The sequence below is a fragment of the Segatella copri genome, assembly GCF_026015295.1.
Lineage (GTDB): Bacteria > Bacteroidota > Bacteroidia > Bacteroidales > Bacteroidaceae > Prevotella > Prevotella copri_C.
In genome coordinates this window covers 258,418-275,474 of record NZ_JAPDUW010000001.1, presented here as the reverse complement: position 1 = coordinate 275,474, position 17,057 = coordinate 258,418, and the positions used below count along the sequence as shown (strand labels likewise).

At 44.6% G+C, this 17,057-nt stretch carries 9 protein-coding genes; 7 read left to right on the top strand and 2 right to left on the bottom strand.

Going from position 1 to position 17,057, the window contains the following annotated elements:
• Positions 1-548 precede the first annotated feature (548 nt).
• The gene (locus ONT18_RS01050; protein ID WP_022120798.1) at positions 549-677 is read left to right on the top strand and encodes a hypothetical protein; all 129 of its coding nucleotides are present in this window, start codon (positions 549-551) and stop codon (positions 675-677) included.
• Between the two features lie 13 nt (positions 678-690).
• Positions 691-1,344, top strand: a complete 654-nt coding sequence (rpe, locus tag ONT18_RS01045) for a ribulose-phosphate 3-epimerase (protein ID WP_117727141.1) — start codon at positions 691-693, stop codon at positions 1,342-1,344.
• Here rpe and ONT18_RS01040 read toward each other — a convergent pair.
• Positions 1,341-1,937: a sigma-70 family RNA polymerase sigma factor gene (locus tag ONT18_RS01040; protein WP_022120800.1), complete on the bottom strand. Its 597-nt coding sequence runs from the start codon at positions 1,935-1,937 to the stop codon at positions 1,341-1,343. The two genes, rpe and ONT18_RS01040, sit on opposite strands and share 4 nt — an antisense overlap.
• Positions 1,938-2,220: 283 nt before the next feature.
• Between ONT18_RS01040 and ONT18_RS01035 the strand changes: the two genes are divergently transcribed.
• Complete coding sequence (locus ONT18_RS01035; protein ID WP_264903616.1) at positions 2,221-4,845, top strand: glycoside hydrolase family 88 protein; 2,625 nt, start codon at positions 2,221-2,223, stop codon at positions 4,843-4,845.
• A 209-nt stretch (positions 4,846-5,054) separates the two neighbouring features.
• Here ONT18_RS01035 and ONT18_RS01030 read toward each other — a convergent pair whose 3' ends face one another.
• Positions 5,055-5,756, bottom strand: a complete 702-nt coding sequence (locus ONT18_RS01030) for a hypothetical protein (RefSeq protein ID WP_264903615.1) — start codon at positions 5,754-5,756, stop codon at positions 5,055-5,057.
• 294 nt (positions 5,757-6,050) lie between these two features.
• Between ONT18_RS01030 and ONT18_RS01025 the strand changes: the two genes are divergently transcribed.
• The 4 genes from ONT18_RS01025 (at position 6,051) to ONT18_RS01010 (ending at position 16,821) form a co-directional block, all read left to right on the top strand.
• Positions 6,051-9,452, top strand: coding sequence for an Ig-like domain-containing protein (locus ONT18_RS01025; protein ID WP_264903614.1), 3,402 nt, complete (start codon positions 6,051-6,053; stop codon positions 9,450-9,452).
• Positions 9,453-9,885: 433 nt separating this feature from the next.
• Complete coding sequence (locus ONT18_RS01020) at positions 9,886-13,131, top strand: SusC/RagA family TonB-linked outer membrane protein (RefSeq protein ID WP_437183701.1); 3,246 nt, start codon at positions 9,886-9,888, stop codon at positions 13,129-13,131.
• A 16-nt stretch (positions 13,132-13,147) separates the two neighbouring features.
• On the top strand, positions 13,148-15,082 hold the full coding sequence (locus ONT18_RS01015) for a RagB/SusD family nutrient uptake outer membrane protein (RefSeq protein WP_264903613.1): 1,935 nt from the start codon (positions 13,148-13,150) through the stop codon (positions 15,080-15,082).
• A gap of 26 nt (positions 15,083-15,108) precedes the next feature.
• Entirely contained in the window at positions 15,109-16,821 is a 1,713-nt protein-coding gene (locus ONT18_RS01010; protein ID WP_264903612.1) for a DUF5123 domain-containing protein, read from the top strand.
• Positions 16,822-17,057 lie beyond the last annotated feature (236 nt).

Sequence of the window (17,057 nt, the reverse complement as noted above, 5' to 3'; positions counted from 1 at the left end):
GTTTTTATTTTTCGTTGTAAAAGAAAAGGGGCCTGTCGTAAGTTACGGCAGGCCCCTAGTATATTATGTTGTTCACATCCACATACGGCGTCTCGACTCACGACTTTTGGAATCTTGAGTTACGCCACCACCATGATGTAGATACGAATGTATTCATATTGCTTTTTCTTTTAATTGTTTGTTACTACCAAAAACGAGGCGTTTCTTTCTTTTTAACGAAAAGATTCTCCTTCGTTCTTCATTTCTACTGCAAAAGTACAGTTTTTCTTTTAAACTACAAACTTTTTGTCGAGAAATTTTAAGATTTAACACTATTTTATCATCCAGCACCCCTTTTTCCCCACTTTCGTCTCACGTTTTCACCACTATACCTTATTATATATAGGGAGAAAGAAAAAATATTTCGCCGGAATGTAATAAATTACCCAACACGCCGTTATTTATTTAGAGAACAGGTTACGGAAAGAGGAAAACTCATCCTCAAGACATGCCCGTTCTGAAATCAACAAATAACAAGAAGTATTATTCAAATTTAAAGATTCACGCCTATGAAGCAAGTATTTACACCAAAGAAAATGAGACCTTCGGCTCAGACCATCTACTTCATCAAGCAGATAGCCTACTCCTATCATACCATGGTGCAAAATGGGAAGCTAAAGGTGTGCTATCCTAACTAAAAGAAGAAGAAAGATGAAAACAATGGTATCCCCTTCATTGCTCTCAGCCAACTTCATTGACCTGAAGAGTGATATAGAGATGATTAACAAGAGTGAGGCCGACTGGCTCCACCTCGATGTGATGGATGGTGTCTTCGTGCCCAACATCTCGTTCGGCTTCCCTGTGATAGAAGCCGTAAGCAAGGTGTGCACCAAGCCCCTCGACGTCCACTTTATGATACAGCACCCGGAAAATTACATTGAGCAGACTGCCAAGCTCGGTGCCATGATGATGAACGTGCACTACGAGGCCTGCACCCATCTGCACCGCACCATCCAGCAGATTCATGCAGCAGGCATGAAGGCAGGAGTTACCCTCAACCCTTCTACCCCGGTATGTGTGCTGGAAGACATCATCTGCGATGTAGACATGGTACTTTTGATGAGCGTTAACCCAGGCTTCGGCGGACAGAAATTCATCGAGAACACCATCAAGAAGATAGGCCGTCTGCGCCAGCTCATCAAAGAGAGCGGAAGCCAGGCACTCATCGAGGTAGATGGCGGCGTGCAGGCAGAAACTGCTCCAAGACTGGTAAAAGCCGGAGTAGACGTGCTGGTAAGCGGAAGTTATGTATTCAAGAGCACAGACCCTTATGCTACCATCCATGCCTTGAAAGAACTCCACTAATCAAGATTCAGATAGATATTGTGCTCCTTAGCCATCTTGCGGAGGTTAAGGAGCGCATAACGCATTCTTCCCAGACTCGTATTGATACTCACATTGGTACACTCGGCTATATCCTTGAAAGACATCTGCTGATAAAAACGCATATAAACCACTTCGCGTTGTGGAGCCGGCAGAAAGTCTACCAGTTTCTTCACATCACGGAGCACCTGTTTGCGTACCATCTCCTGCTCAGCACAGTCTGCCTGAAAATCTTCGCCTCGCAGACAGGAAAGATCATTATCGTTCCCCTGTTCTACCATGCGGAACACACACTGACTGCGATAACCGTCTATGATGACATTATGCGCTATGCGCATTAACCACGAAATAAATTTGCCCGAACTGGAATACTGGCCAGCATGTAAACGACTGATTGCCTTCACGAATGTCTCCTGGAAGATATCATTCGCCAGATCCTCATCGTGAACCACGAAAAGGATATAAGAGAACAATTTCACCTCGTTGCGGGAAAGCAACAGGTCAAAGGCTCTGTTGTCGCCCCCGACATAAGCCAGGGCCAACTCTTCGTCTGTCATTTCATTGAGTTTACTCATTTTCTTAATCTTATTTTATTCATTAAGTAAATGTCTATCCAATAGGCTACCCAGTATTTATTGCGTTAATAATGTTAATTATCATTGCAAAGGTAACATTTTATTTTCAAAACACCAAACATTTTTCCAAAAACATTTAATTTTAACATTACCAGCACCTGTTTTACAAATAAAATTCGTATCTTTGCAGCGATGTGTTAAACGTAAGACCCGACTAACGAATAAAACAGATCAATACAAACGAATTCATAATACAAATAATCATAAAACTAGAACAAAGACAATGAAGAAATTCTTTAAGACCTTACTCGTTGCTCTGCTCCTCATCCCAGCCTGCGCTTGGGCCAACGGATGGAACGATGCTGAATATCAGCGCATTGAACAGAGCATACAGTTGCCAGGCATCAAGCAGGCAGCTAAGAAGTATGCAATTTCTGCCTATGGAGCCAAGCAGAACGCTTCGGCTGCACAGAACCAGAAGGCTATCAACAAGCTCATCGCCCTCGTCTCTAAAAAAGGTGGCGGTACTGTAGTCATCCCGAAGGGTACCTGGCGCACAGGAGCCATTGAGATGAAGAGCTTCGTAGAACTGAATCTCGAAGAGGGTGCCGTACTGCAGTTTGCCTTCGAACCGAAACTCTATCCGCTGGTACGCACCTCATGGGAGGGCATCGCATGCTGGAACTATTCTCCATGCATCTATGCCTACAAGGTTACCGACATCGCCATCACTGGTAAAGGTACCATCGATGGAGGTGGTAACAACGATACATGGTGGCCAATGAACGGTAATGCCAGATTCGGATATAAGGAGGGCGTAACCAAGGAACACCAGAAGATGGGATCACGTGCCAGACTGCTGAAGATGGCTGAAGACGGTGTGCCTTTTGACGAACGCAAGTTCGGCATGGGACAGGGTCTCCGCCCTCAGCTCGTCAACTTCGTACGCTCTGAGCGCATCCTCATCAAGGATGTCAAGATGATCAATTCACCTTTCTGGGTGATGCACCCTCTGCTCTGCAAGAACATCACAGTAGACGGCGTAACCGTATGGAACGAAGGACCTAACGGAGACGGATGCGACCCTGAAGCATGCGAGAATGTACTCATACAGAACTGTATCTTCCACACCGGCGACGACTGCATCGCCATCAAGAGCGGACGAAACAACGACGGTCGTCTCTGGAACCAACCATCCAGAAACATCATCATCCGCAACTGCCGGATGGAAGACGGACATGGTGGCGTAGTCATCGGTTCCGAGATTTCAGGCGGATGCGAGAATGTATACGCCGAAAACTGCGAGATGGACTCTCCTCATCTGGAGCGCATCCTCCGCATCAAAACCAACAACTGCCGCGGCGGACTCATCCAGAACATCCACATGCGTAAGGTTACCGTAGGCCAGTGCAAGGAAGCCGTGCTCAAAATCAACCTCGACTATGAGCCAAAAGAGGCTTGCTACCGCGGATTTGAACCTACTGTGCGCAACGTGAGCATGGAAGATGTTACCTGCCAGAAGAGCAACTACGGTGTGCTCATCATCGGTGGAAACAAAATAGAAAACGTATACGATATCCATGTAAAGAACTGTAAGTTCGATGGTGTCATCAAGCAGCCTGTCAAGATGACCGGCAAGACCCGCGATGTGAAGTTCGACAATCTCATCATCAACGGTTCCCTGGTTCTCAACAAGGAAGACCGTCCTTACCAGACCTATTCAGAGTGGCTCACCCACAGCGAGATGCAGCGCACTCCCCACCCATACAACCTCGACTTCAGCCCGAAGAAACCTCGCTGGAGCTACGTGATGGGCATTGAGATGGAAGGCATGCTCGACACCTACCTCCACTACAAAGACGGGAAGAGCACCTTCAAGGGAGCTGATGCCGAAGCCAACAACGAGGCTATCATCAACTACCTGAAAGAATATCCAGCCAAGATGATTGACGAAAAAGGAAACATCACAGGCTACAAATATGAGGATTTCAACCTCGACAACGTGCGCACCGCGAAGTTCATCCTCCGCATGCACAACCTCTTCCCTAGCAAGAGCAGCGAACTGGCACTGAAGACGCTCTTCAAGCAGCTGCAGAACCAGCCTCGCACCAAGGAAGGCGTTTACTGGCACAAGGCTATCTACGCCAACCAGGTATGGCTCGATGGTATCTTCATGGGTCTGCCTTTCTACTGCAACTACGCCGTTCAGAACCTCAAGCCTAAGAAGGCGAAGAAGATTCTCGACGATGCGGTAGACCAGATTGTGAAGACCGACCTGCGTACCTACGATGAGAAAACCCAGCTCTGGAAGCATGCATGGGACGAAACCCACAGCCAGTTCTGGGCAAACAAGGAAGACGGAAAGAGCCAGCATACCTGGGCAAGAGCCCTCGGATGGTACGTCATGGCGATGACCGAATGCCTCGATGCCATGCCTGAAGATTATGCTCGCCGCAGCGAAATCATCACCTTATTAAATAAGGCAATGAAGAGCGTGGTGAAATATCAGGATAAGAAGACAGGTGTATGGTACGATGTGATGGACGTAAAGGATCCTCGCAACTACCTCGAGAGCACCGCTTCAAGCATGTTTGCCTATGTTCTCCTCAAAGGTTACCGCAAGGGATACCTCGGCAAGGAATATCAGAAAGCAGGTATCAAGGCTTATGAGGGAATCCTAAACAACTTCATCCAGGTAAATCCTGACAAGACCATCAGCCTTACACGCTGCTGTGCTGTCAGCGGACTCGGTCCTGGCCCTGGTCCATACGTCAAGAAGCCAAACTTCAAGCGCGATGGAAGCTTCGACTATTACATGAGCGAGCCTATCCGCGACAATGATGCCAAGGGCGTAGGTCCTTTCATCTGGGCTAGTCTGGAAATGGAAATGCAGGGACTGAATAAGTAAAACTTAGTTTACAGTTTACAGTTTATAGTTTACAGCGGCTTCGCCGTATAGCAAGATTGCCCTATAAACTATTAACTATAAACTGTAAACTGAATTTAAAACTATTAATTGAATTCTCACCGATGGAAAAGAAAATATTCACAACAAAGGAGGGTGTGTCATAAGTCCATGACACACCCTCCTTTTGTTTTATATGTATATATAATCTGTTACTTTACATACTTCTTACCGTTCTTGATAACAATACCCTTGGCAGAAGAAGAAACCTCCTGACCAGCCATGTTGTAGGTCTTACCATTCTTCTTGGCTGCGGCAGCGTTTACAGAAGAGATACCGGTAGATGTACCAACATTATACTTAAAGCCATAGAAGCCCATTTTAGTACCTGCAGCAAGCACATAGTATGTACCACCAGCAGCAACGTTGAAGGTTACTATACCATTAGACTTTTCGGCAATAATATTTTCATTTTTCTCGTTCAGTGTGAATTTCTGAGATTCACCATCCTTTGCGCTTGGTAAATTATAAGAAGCAGGAGTCACCTCAGCAAAACCAGCATCCAAAATATGGAAACCTTTATTTGCTCCCATCTGTATAGCTACAGTTAAAGTTCCTGCATTTGCAGTCTTGAACTTATAAACACATCCAGTTGGCTCAGATCCTTTCACCAACTTACCATTATTCACACCACAAACGTAAGCAGTAAAATCACCATCAGCCCAGTTAGATTGCTTCTTAACAGCTGCAAAAGCTGTACCAGCATTCTCCATATAAGTCAAAGTGACATTTTTTACTGACGTAATCTTATCACCAGCATTTACCTTGTCACCTACCTGCACAGCATAAGTTCCCTGAGCATTAACACTAGCAGCCAAAGCTACAGCTGCAATAAGAGTAAAGAATTTCTTCATAATCGTTTTATTTTAAGTTTATATATTATTAATTAGTTACTGAATAACTTTATTTTAGTTTGATTCATTTGCTAGTTTATTTCGGTGGCAAAAATAATAAATCATTTTGAGAATCTCAGAAAAATACGAACCAAAATGAGCTAAAACTACGAAAACGATTGCGTAGCTTTTACAACAAAATTGAAACAAAAAGTTCTTAAATAGAAATAATAAGTGTAATTTTGCAACAATAAACTTAAAATATAAACTGAAAATAAAAATTATAATAAGTATAACAACCTAAAAGGCAAACAAATGAAAAGAAATCTACTAAGATTTGGGCTCTCACTCATAGCCCTGTTTGTTATGGTAGTAGCAAATGCGCAAACCTACCAGAACGAAGAAGCTAGCGTTTCATGGCCGTTTAATGACGACAACTACGCTACGCAGTACACTAAATCACCAGAAAATGGTTTCAGTCTGGTTTCCGTAAACACCGGTGACTTGAAGTATGTTGCCAAGACATCAACGAAAACACTGGATAAAAACGGCAGCCCGATGGTCATGGCTAGTTTCGGTCCTGTTGGCACAACAAAAGCCGTAGAATGGACCGTTAAACCAAGCAAGGGTCTTACATTCACCCCAACATCTATCAGTACCTATGTAAACCGATTCGGTACAGATTCAGAAAATGGAGTAACCGTAACCGCCAAACTTAGCAACGGAACTTCTGTAGACTTGGGTAATTTCACGGCATTAAGAGAAAACAAAACTACAGCGGATGACAGATATTCGAAAAACGAAAACCTGACCAACCATATCGTCATCCAACTCACTGCCGAGCAGCAAGCCCAACTGACATCAGCTGAAGGCTTCACGCTAAGTTGCACCGTCGGCGTTAGCTCTACTAAGCAGCAAGGCTTTGCCGATGTACACATCAATGGTCTCTTGAACGGAACCGTTCAGCAGGTTGAACAGTACACCCTGTCGGCTGCCGTTTCAACCGTAGGAGCAGGAACAGTCAAAGTATCTCCTGCAGGAACCGTATTTGATGCAGAGACATCAATCACCGTAACAGCAACAAAGAATTTCGGCTACAAATTTGTCAATTGGACAGATGCCAATAATAAGGTAGTATCTACAGATGAAGCATATACCTTCTCTATCTCTGCCAACACAGCATTGAAGGCAAACTTTGAGAAGATAAACACCTACGCTTTGGATTACAAGGTAGAAGGTGGTGCAAAAGACTATATGGTAAGCGCAACTCCTGCCCCAACCATTGTTAACGGAAAGAATATGTATGAAGAGGGAACAGAAGTAACCCTCACAGCCAGCAGCAACGACATCCTCACCTTTACCAACTGGAATGATGGTGAAACAGGAGCAGAACGCAAAATAAACATGAACGCCGACCAGTCATACACTGCTGCATATTCTGCAAAAGACTTCATCGCAGGCTGGGACTTCTATAAGTCAGCAAGAGAAGGTCGTACAGCAGACTTCGCTGCAGAAGACAACGATGTAGACCAGCTCATCCTGCGCGATGCAGACGGAAATACATACACATGGCTCGACAAGAGCAACAGTGCTGGCGGCTACGAAGGAAAGAATGCAGCTGTAAACTGGACCTCCAAGAAAACCAAGGCACTGGGCGAAACCTATTGGCAGACCAAGGTCAACGCAACAGCCTTTACCGACATCAAGGTAAAGAGCAGCATGCTCTACAATTATAACGCATACGAAACATATAATGTAGAATACTCTCTCAACGGAACCGACTGGACCAAAGTAGGTGCCATCAATATGCCAGGAGCCAAAGCCTGGACAGACAGAGAGTTTACTCTCCCATCCGATGCCAACAACAAGGCAGAAGTATACATCCGCTGGATTGCCGACAAGACTTCTTCCATCAAGGGAGCAACAGGCGACAACGACGGAATCTCTATCACAAATATCTACATCACAGGTACTGCCCAGCTCGTTAACGACGGCAAGGCACCTGTACTCGTAAACACCGTACCAGCAGAAGGCGCAACCAACGCATCTGCCAACGGCAAGATTGTACTGACTTTCGATGAGAAGGTAAAACTCACCGGCAACGCAGCCGCTACACTCGGCACACAAAAGATTGAAGGAGCCGTATCCGGCAAGACCATCACCTTCGCATACAAAGGCTTGAACTACGCTACAGCTTATACCTTCACACTCGCTGCAGGTTCGGTAGCCGATTTGACAGACAATGCCACAGACCAGGCAATTGTTCTGAACTTCACTACCAAGACCAAGCCAGCAGTAACCAAAGCACTCTACGACTTCATCGTCCCAACCGACGGCGACTTCAAGGCAGCACTTGCAGCAGCAGCCAAGCGCACAGATACCAGCAAGCGTTTCCGCATCTTCATCAAGCAGGGCGACTACAAGATTCCTGCTGACGAGAAGAGTAAGGTAACAGGTAGCGACGGCAAGAGTTATGCTAACCCAACCACCTATATGAATACGCCAAACGTATCAATCATTGGTGAAGGCATGGACAACACCTCACTGACCAACACCATTCCAAACTCAGGTCAATCAGCCAACGTATTGGAAGGTATCGGCAAGGGCGACGTACTCTGCCTGCAGAAGGAAGCTACGGGTACCTACTTCCAGGATCTGAAGATGTACAGCAGCATGGGCGACGACAAGGGTCGCGACATCGTACTCAACGACCAGAGCAACAAGACCATCTGTAAAAACGTAAACCTCTGGGCATACCAGGACACCTACGTATCAAACAACCAGAACGGTAAATTCTACTTCGAAGACGGAATCCTTCGTGGTCGTACCGACTACCTCTGCGGTAAGGGTGATGTATTTTATAATAATGTAGAACTCTGGATCTGTGAAAAGGGAGGCTATCTCGCAGTTCCTTCTCAGCCTAAGAAGTATGGCTACATCTTCAAAGACTGTACCATCAAGGATGCTACTGAGGCAAAAGACCTGAATGGTAACTACACCTTAGGTCGTCCATGGGGCAAGGGAACACCTATCGCGCTCTACATCGACACCAAGATGGAAGCTATCCCATCAGCAGCAGGATGGAACGAGATGAGTGGCGGTTACCCTAAGCGTTTCGCTGAATACAACTCATACACATCAACAGGTAGCGTAGTAGACCTCAAGGACAGAAAGAAAGTTTACGATGCCTACGATTCAAAGGATGGTGACAATTATGTAAACCGTCGTAATGAAACAGCAGGAGACCCTATCCTCACAGCAGAGGAAGCTGCAACCTACACCATTGAAACAGTAATGGGTCAGGATGATGACTGGGATCCAACTGCAGCTACCGAGCAGGCATCAGCACCTAGCAACGTTAAGCTGAACGGTACAACCCTCGCTTGGGACAATAACGACTACGCGCTTCTCTGGGCAGTATGCAAGAACGGCAAGGTAGTAGACTTCACCATCACTCCTAGCTATATCGTTGATGACACCTCTGCAACATGGAGCGTACGTGCAGCCAACGAGATGGGCGGTTTGAGCGAAGCTACAGTTGTTGGTCAGGGCACCGGTATCCGCAACATCGCCTCAGCTACAGATGCAGCAGTCATCAAGACCGCCATTTATGCAGCCGACGGCACCCAGCTCTCAAATCTTCAGAAGGGTATCAACATCATTGTGAAGACCCTGGCAGATGGCAGCAAGAAGACAAGCAAGGTCATCGTAAAGTAAAGAAGCAGAGACCATAAGTAATTAGATTGACAGATAACATTCGGAGTGCAATATCCCCATCCTCTTTCAGAAGGGTGCCGGATATTGCACTTTTTTTGTTCCCTCAACTCCCGAAACAACAAAAACGGGAACTGAGAAAACAGACCGTCGAAATGTAAAAAACAGAGTATTTACTCAAAAATCTGTAAACGTTTACGTAATTTTTTACCCCCAATATACCTATATTCTCATATTTTTTATATACTTTTGCAACAAGAAAACCACGACTTAGCTATTGCTACGCATCTAGGTTGCCCCATCGGAGCCTTCGGGTTCCAAGAGGAACATCCCTTCAGCAAGCATCTGCTCAGAACTGGAATTCTACTTAAAAACATTAAATAAAAACATTAGAATATTAGTAATTTAGAATAAGTTTTATCTAAACCTAAAGTGTATGTCTGGTAATTTTAGAAAAAAGAAAATTGCTTTGGCAGGCGCACTGATGTTCGTAGTAACAAGTGTATCTGCACAAACAGTAAAAGGCGTTGTTACTGACAATACGGGCGAGCCAATCATCGGCGCATCTGTCATGGAGGTAGGTGTAGCTGGCAATGGTGGCGTGACCGACATTGACGGTAACTTCACAGTAAACTTAAAAGGCAAAAGCAAGAAACTGAAGATTTCATACATTGGTATGAAAGCTAAGGAAGTAAGCGTTGCAGGTAAAGAATCAATCGATGTAAAGCTTGAGGATGACAACACCACCCTCAACGATGTCGTAGTAATCGGTTATGGTACTGTTAGAAAGAAAGACCTCACAGGTTCTGTATCTTCTATCAGCGACAAGCAGATTGCCAACATTCCTGTATCTAACGTAAGCGAGGCGATGACCGGTAAGATGGCGGGTGTAAATATCACCACCACCGAAGGTTCACCAGATGCTGACGTGAAGATTCGCGTGCGTGGTGGCGGTTCCCTTTCTCAGGACAACTCTCCACTCTACATCGTTGACGGTTTCCCTGTAAGCTCTATCAGCGACATCGCTCCTAGCGAAATCCAGAGCATCGACGTATTGAAGGATGCTTCCTCTACAGCTATCTATGGTGCCCGTGGTGCCAATGGTGTTATCATCGTAACAACCAAGAGCGGAACTGAGGGCAAGACTCAGGTAAACTTCAATGCTTCTCTCGGCTACAAGAAGGTTACAAAGTTGATCAAGACTCTTGATCCTTATAACTTTGCATACTCTCTTTATGAAGTTGGTGCAACAAACTATGGTAACTACAGCGACCTCGATATCTGGAAGTCTGTAGAAGGTACAGACTATCAGGACGAAGTATTCGGTCGTACTGGTAACCAAAAGCAGTATAATGTAAGCGTTAGCGGTGGTACTAAGGATATCAAGTATAACATTGGCTTCTCTCATAACGATGAGAAGAGTATCATGCTTGGTTCTGGTTATGCAAAGAACAACGTTAACGCAAAACTCAACGCTAAGTTAAACAAGTGGTTGTCACTCGACTTCAATGCTCGTATGGCATTTACCAAACTTGATGGTCTGAATGGTGGTGCTGACACAAATGAAAGCAACGCAGCCAACTCTATCGTTGCCAATACCGTAAAGTTCTGGCCAGTATATCCTCTTACAGACAGCGATGAGGACGAGGAGAACTCAACATCAGTAGAACGCAATCCTATCGAGCGTATTTATGATTCTTATAAGTATCAGGAGCGTTTCCAGCAGAACTACAACGTAGGTTTGAACTGGAAGCCTTTCAAGAATATCACCTTACGCTCAGAATTTGGTTATCGCTGGGATTACAACAATACCGATCAGGTTTGGGGTTCTAATGCCACAACCAATTCAAAGTACGGCTACAATGGTCAGCCACAAGCTGTGTTTACTAAGGTAAGCAAGAAGAACTGGCGCAATGCCAACACTATTACTTACGATAACAGCAAGCTTTTCGGAGGCCGTGACCATATCAACGTATTGTTGGGTCAGGAATGGAGCAGCAGCGAGCAGACTACAAGAAATGCCATATCTGTTGCTTACCCAGCATCTTTTGGTATTGATGACGTTTTGTCAAATACTGGTGCAGGTACTGCCCTTCCAAACGAAGGAACTATCGCTGCCAATGAGAACATCCTCTCATACTTCGGTCGTATCAATTATACATTGAATGATAAGTATCTGGCAACATTCACTATGCGTGCTGATGGCTCCAGTAAGTTTGGCAGCGGCAACCAGTGGGGCGTATTCCCATCTTTAGCTTTGGCATGGCGTATGTCTGACGAATCATTCCTGAAAGGTGCTTCTAAGTGGCTCTCTAACTTGAAGGCTCGCTTGAGTTTCGGTACTGCCGGTAACAACCGTATCAATTCCGGTTTGATTTCTACCGTATACTCTATGGCTAGCAACACATCAAAGGCTCCATTCTTTGATGAGAATCGTGGTTCTATGTTGGAGCATGGAAAATATCTCTACAATCCAAACTTGAAGTGGGAGACAACCGTTACCCGTAACTTCGGTATCGACTATGGTTTCTTTAACGGACGTATCAGCGGTACATTGGATTTCTATTGGAATACCACTAAGGACCTCTTGATGCAGACTTTGATTCCATCAAACACAGGTTATAGCTACCAGTTCCAGAACTTCGGTAAGACATCTAACAAGGGTGTCGAGTTGGCACTCAATGCAGTCATCGTAGACAAAAAGATGTTTGGCTTGAACTTCAACTTCAATGTTTCTTACAACAAGAACAAGATTGATGAGTTGAATCTTGAGAATCCATGGCAGAGCAGCAACTGGAGTGGTTCAACCATCTCTAAGTATGAAGACTTCCGTGTAGAACAGGGCGGCCGACTTGGTGAGCTCTGGGGTTACAAGATGAATGGTTACTATACAGTATACGACCCAGCTACAGGCACTGGCGACTTGGTTCTCAATGCTAAGGGCAAGTGGGAATTGGCTGATGGAGTAAAAGACAAGAGCAAGGACATCTTCGGCGGTACCTACTACCCTGGTGGTCCTAAGGTACAATGCGACGAAAATGGTAATCCTATCAAGCAGCGTCTTGGAAATACCGTTCCTACAACAACTGGTGGTTTCGGTTTCGATGGTCACGTAGGCAACTTCGACTTCAATGTGTTCTTCAACTACTCTCTTGGCAACAAGATTGTAAACGGAACCAAGCTGGCTAACGCCTTCTATTCAGGTTCTAACAAGAAGTACAACCTTGTAGATGACTTTACCCTCGACAAACGTTACACATGGATTGACCCTAACAATGGTTTGAACCTTGGTAAGATTTCTACTTCAACCATCACAACATATGGTGGCACAGAAGAAGTTATGGCTCGCTTGAACGAGTTGAACCAAGGCAAGAGCATCTACAATCCAGCTGCCGTTACAGCCATGCAGTTGACTGATTATGCTGTAGAAGACGCTTCATTCCTGCGTTTGCAGAACGTAACTATTGGCTACACATTGCCAAAGACCTGGTTGAAGAACATCTTCATCAGCAACGTACGTATCTACTTCACCGGCTACAACTTGCTTTGCATGACAAGCTATAAGGGTTACGACCCTGAAGTTGACACAAGCAGCAAAAAGAATCCTATGACTCCAGGTATAGACTACGCAGCATACCCTAAGAGCCGTACATTTGTAGGTGGTATTAATGTAACATTCTAAAAAAGTAACAAAGAACATGAACAAGATATTTTCAAAAGTCTTGGTAGCTTTGGGAGCTGCAACATTGGTCTCTTGCTCAGACTTCCTTGATCAGAAGTCACCTTCTGAGTTGGAGAACTCTAATGTATATGGTTCTACCTACTACACAGGCTTACGAGTAAACAAGATATATGGCGGTTTGACTCAAGACCGTACATACTCTCAGGACCTCGCCATCGTATGGAACCTGAACAGCGACATCGAATTGGTGGATGGTCTTGGAAGTGACGCTACTAACGCTACAAGTGAGCGTGGTAACATGAACTACAATGCCGATCCTGGATGGTCTAAGATTTCTGGCGTGTGGGATGCACTCTATGGTGTTATTGAAGACGCAAACGACGTTGTTGATGGCGTAAATAACAGCGACCTGTACCAGAATGGTAGCAAGTCAGACAAAGCAACAATGGGACGCTATCTCGGTGAGGCTTTAACACTCCGTGCACAGTGCTATCTCGACCTGGTACGTTTCTTCGGTGACGTACCTTTCAAGGCAGAGTCATCAAAATCAGACCTTTCCAATGCATACCTTTATAAAATGGATCGCGACAGCATCCTTGACAGCTTAATGGTAAATCTTGATGAAGCCATCGAACTTCTTCCTTGGGCAGGTCAAGAAGGATACACTACAGAGCATGCAACCAAGGGTTATGCACATGGTCTCTTGGCACAGATTGCCTTGACACGTGCAGGATATGCTATCCGCGAAAAAGCGAAGGAAGGCTACGAGACTGCAACTTACACAGACGCAACCTACCCTACACAGCGTCCAGGTGCCGCTAAGTGTAAGGAACTGTATGAGATTGCACTCAAGCATCTCAGTGCTATCATCAAGAGTGGTTCACACAAATTGAATCCATCATTCGAAAATGAATGGTATCTCTTGAACCAGCTGACTCTCGACAAGACCTATCAGGAAAACCTCTTCGAGATACCTATGGGTAGCAATGTTACTGGTGAGTTGGGTTATACAGTTGGTGTACGCTTGAATGGCGTTACTACAGAATATGGTTATGGTAACTCTACTGGTAAATTGAAGTTGACAGCGCCTCTCCTCTACTCTTACGACAAGGCAGACCAGCGTCGTGACGTTACAGTAGCAGCATTCGAGATTAAACAGGATGGCAAGAAGACTGTAGAGAGCATGCTTGGCAACGCTCCATTTGGTCTTTACTGCGGTAAGTGGGATGCTCGCAAGATGAACGACAAGTGGTTGGCAGACAACTTGAAGGCAACAGCTAAGCACACCACAGGTATTAACCCTGTCGTGATGCGCTACTCTCAGATTCTGCTTTGGTACGCTGAGGTTATGAACGAGTTGGCTGGTCCTACAGGTCGTTATGATGGTGACGCAGGTATGACTGCACTTCAGGCTCTTGCAGAAGTACACGACCGTGCTTTCAGCGACAAGGCTTTGGCAATCCACTACATCAACAACATTCCTAAAACCAAGGAAGGTCTGTTCGAAGCAATCGTACAGGAGAACGCTTGGGAGTTTGCTGGAGAAGGTTACCGCAAATGGGATTTGATTCGCTGGAATCTCTTGGCTCAGAAGATTCAGGAGTTCAAGGATACTTATATCCAGGACTTGACTGACAAGAAATATCAGGAGAAGATTTACTTCAACTATACTGATGACACAAAGACCAAGATTGACATGAGCAGTGTAACTTGGTATGGTCTCGCTGCAGACCAGTCTGAATCTGACTTCACTGGTAGTACAGATAGCTTTGGCAAGTCTAGCTTGACAAGCGGCAAGGATACTCAGGTAAACACTAACTTGCCTTCTATCAGCAGTGGTCTTGTAGGCGACAATGTACCTGTAAAGAACAGATACCTCATGCCTATTGCATCTACCACAATCTCTGCATCAAATGGTCATTTGCACAATTCTTATGGCTATAACGATTAGTACGAACTGTTAATAATAGAAATAAGATGAAAATAAAGAATATATTTGGAATGTCATTGGCCTTCTTGGCCATGACTCCAATGGTTTCTTGTACAGATAAGAACGACTGGGAAGTTGACAGTGCTCACGACCGCTTGTTTGGTGTCAAGAGTTCTGCTTTGTCTGTTGACACAGATGACGACCAACCAACCAAGATTGCAGTCAACTTCTCTGCTTATGACAAGAACACAGAATACTACATCGTAGAGTTGAGCACAGACTCTCTTTATGATGACGTACCTATGGGAGGTGAGAACGCAAGAATCTTCGGTGAAGACAAAAGCATCACATCTGCTCCAGTTGACATTAACAACCTGGAAGAATACACCAAGTACTACATGCGTGTAAAAGCTATGTCTTCAACCAAGGCTGAATCAAAATGGGTATATTATAAGGATGGCGACTCTTTCCGTACTCCAGGTATCCTTCACGATGTTTTGGAGAAAGACCGCTTGGACGATAACATCCGCTTGACATGGATTCCAGGTTCTAACGTAACCACTCTTCGCTATACTTATAAGGATAGCGAAGGAGAAATCCAGACTGAGGACATTGCTCTGACAGATGCTGACCGCGAAGCTGGTGAGTATAAAATTACAGGTTTGAACTCAAATCGTTCATATACATTTAGCTTACTCAATGGAGAGAAAGTTCGTGGTTCCAAGACTGTGAAGACAGCCAAGGGATTACCATCTGCCGACTACATTGTAAAACTGAATGAAGACCGTACTGTCATCACAAATGAGGACATCGAAGAGTGGGCTAATAAGGCATTCGAGAAGATGGAAGGTGCTTCTAATGTATCTATCACATTAGGTATCCCTGCTGGTAAGACTATCGACTTGGGTACTTCAGAAAAGGCAATCAGCATCCCAGAGGGTGTTTCTATTTCATTCTTTGGTAGAGCTGGTGAAAAGGCAACACTGAATGTAAAGAAGGCTGTATCTGTAGCAGGAAATCATGGTTACATCAGCTTTGAACACGTAAATATTGATGGACTTCAGAACACAGATGAAGGCATTTCAGGCTGCCAATATTTCATCAATGAAGATAAAGCTTGCGATATCGATTCTTTGGGATTCACAGAATGCAACATCAGCAACATGGAAAGAGCACTTGTTAACTTCAAGGCTTCTTCTGGTCAATCAGTAAACCTGCTTATCATTGACAATTGTATTTCAAATAATCATGGTACAGGTGGTTATGCATTCATTTGCATGAACAAGGGTATGGACAAGATTAACAACATCAAGTTTGTTAACTCTACATTCTCAAACATCAGTCTTGGAAAGAGTAGTGTCTTCGATTTATCAAAGGCGAAATCTTCTACAACCATTGACATAAATGCATGTACTTTCTACAATGTAGTTGGTGCAGATGGCTATTTCATCAATGCAAAAGATGCAAAACAAGGAATTAATATTAAGATGAATAAAACAATCCTTGCAAAGACAGCCAATCCAAATGCTAGAGGTATCCAAGCTTGGGATTTGAACGTTAACAAGAATGGTGTAGTAAAACCTGATGCAACAGCTACATACCAGACCACAGACTTCAGTTTCTACAAAAACTCTTTTGAAGTTAACAAACTTGAAGTAGCATCTGGCTCAGCGTTCAAAAATGCAGCCAATGGCGAATTCTATCTTAAGAACTCTATCTTGGAGAAGGAAAAGGTAGGTGACCCACGTTGGATTAGATAAATTCAATCAAACTATCATATTAAAGTGCAATGCCCCTATTGGGCGTTGCACTTTTTTATTTATCTCCTTCTCCCCTACCACCCACAAAAACTTTTTTAGTTAATTTCTTGGAAGTTACGAAAGAAAAGCGTATCTTTGCAGCGTAAGTACATAAGGAAGAGTGTGTCATAAGTGCGATGACATGCCCTTTTTTTTTTCGCTATTTCAGCCACTTCAGTCAGCTAACTCAGCCACTT

Excerpts from the sequence above, each read along its gene's own strand:
- ONT18_RS01050 (WP_022120798.1), top strand. The coding sequence starts at position 549 with ATGAAGCAAGTATTTACACCAAAGAAAATGAGACCTTCGGCTCAGACC.
- rpe (WP_117727141.1), top strand. The coding sequence starts at position 691 with ATGAAAACAATGGTATCCCCTTCATTGCTCTCAGCCAACTTCATTGAC.
- ONT18_RS01040 (WP_022120800.1), bottom strand. The coding sequence starts at position 1,937 with ATGAGTAAACTCAATGAAATGACAGACGAAGAGTTGGCCCTGGCTTAT.
- ONT18_RS01035 (WP_264903616.1), top strand. The coding sequence starts at position 2,221 with ATGAAGAAATTCTTTAAGACCTTACTCGTTGCTCTGCTCCTCATCCCA.
- ONT18_RS01030 (WP_264903615.1), bottom strand. The coding sequence starts at position 5,756 with ATGAAGAAATTCTTTACTCTTATTGCAGCTGTAGCTTTGGCTGCTAGT.
- ONT18_RS01025 (WP_264903614.1), top strand. The coding sequence starts at position 6,051 with ATGAAAAGAAATCTACTAAGATTTGGGCTCTCACTCATAGCCCTGTTT.
- ONT18_RS01020 (WP_437183701.1), top strand. The coding sequence starts at position 9,886 with ATGTCTGGTAATTTTAGAAAAAAGAAAATTGCTTTGGCAGGCGCACTG.
- ONT18_RS01015 (WP_264903613.1), top strand. The coding sequence starts at position 13,148 with ATGAACAAGATATTTTCAAAAGTCTTGGTAGCTTTGGGAGCTGCAACA.
- ONT18_RS01010 (WP_264903612.1), top strand. The coding sequence starts at position 15,109 with ATGAAAATAAAGAATATATTTGGAATGTCATTGGCCTTCTTGGCCATG.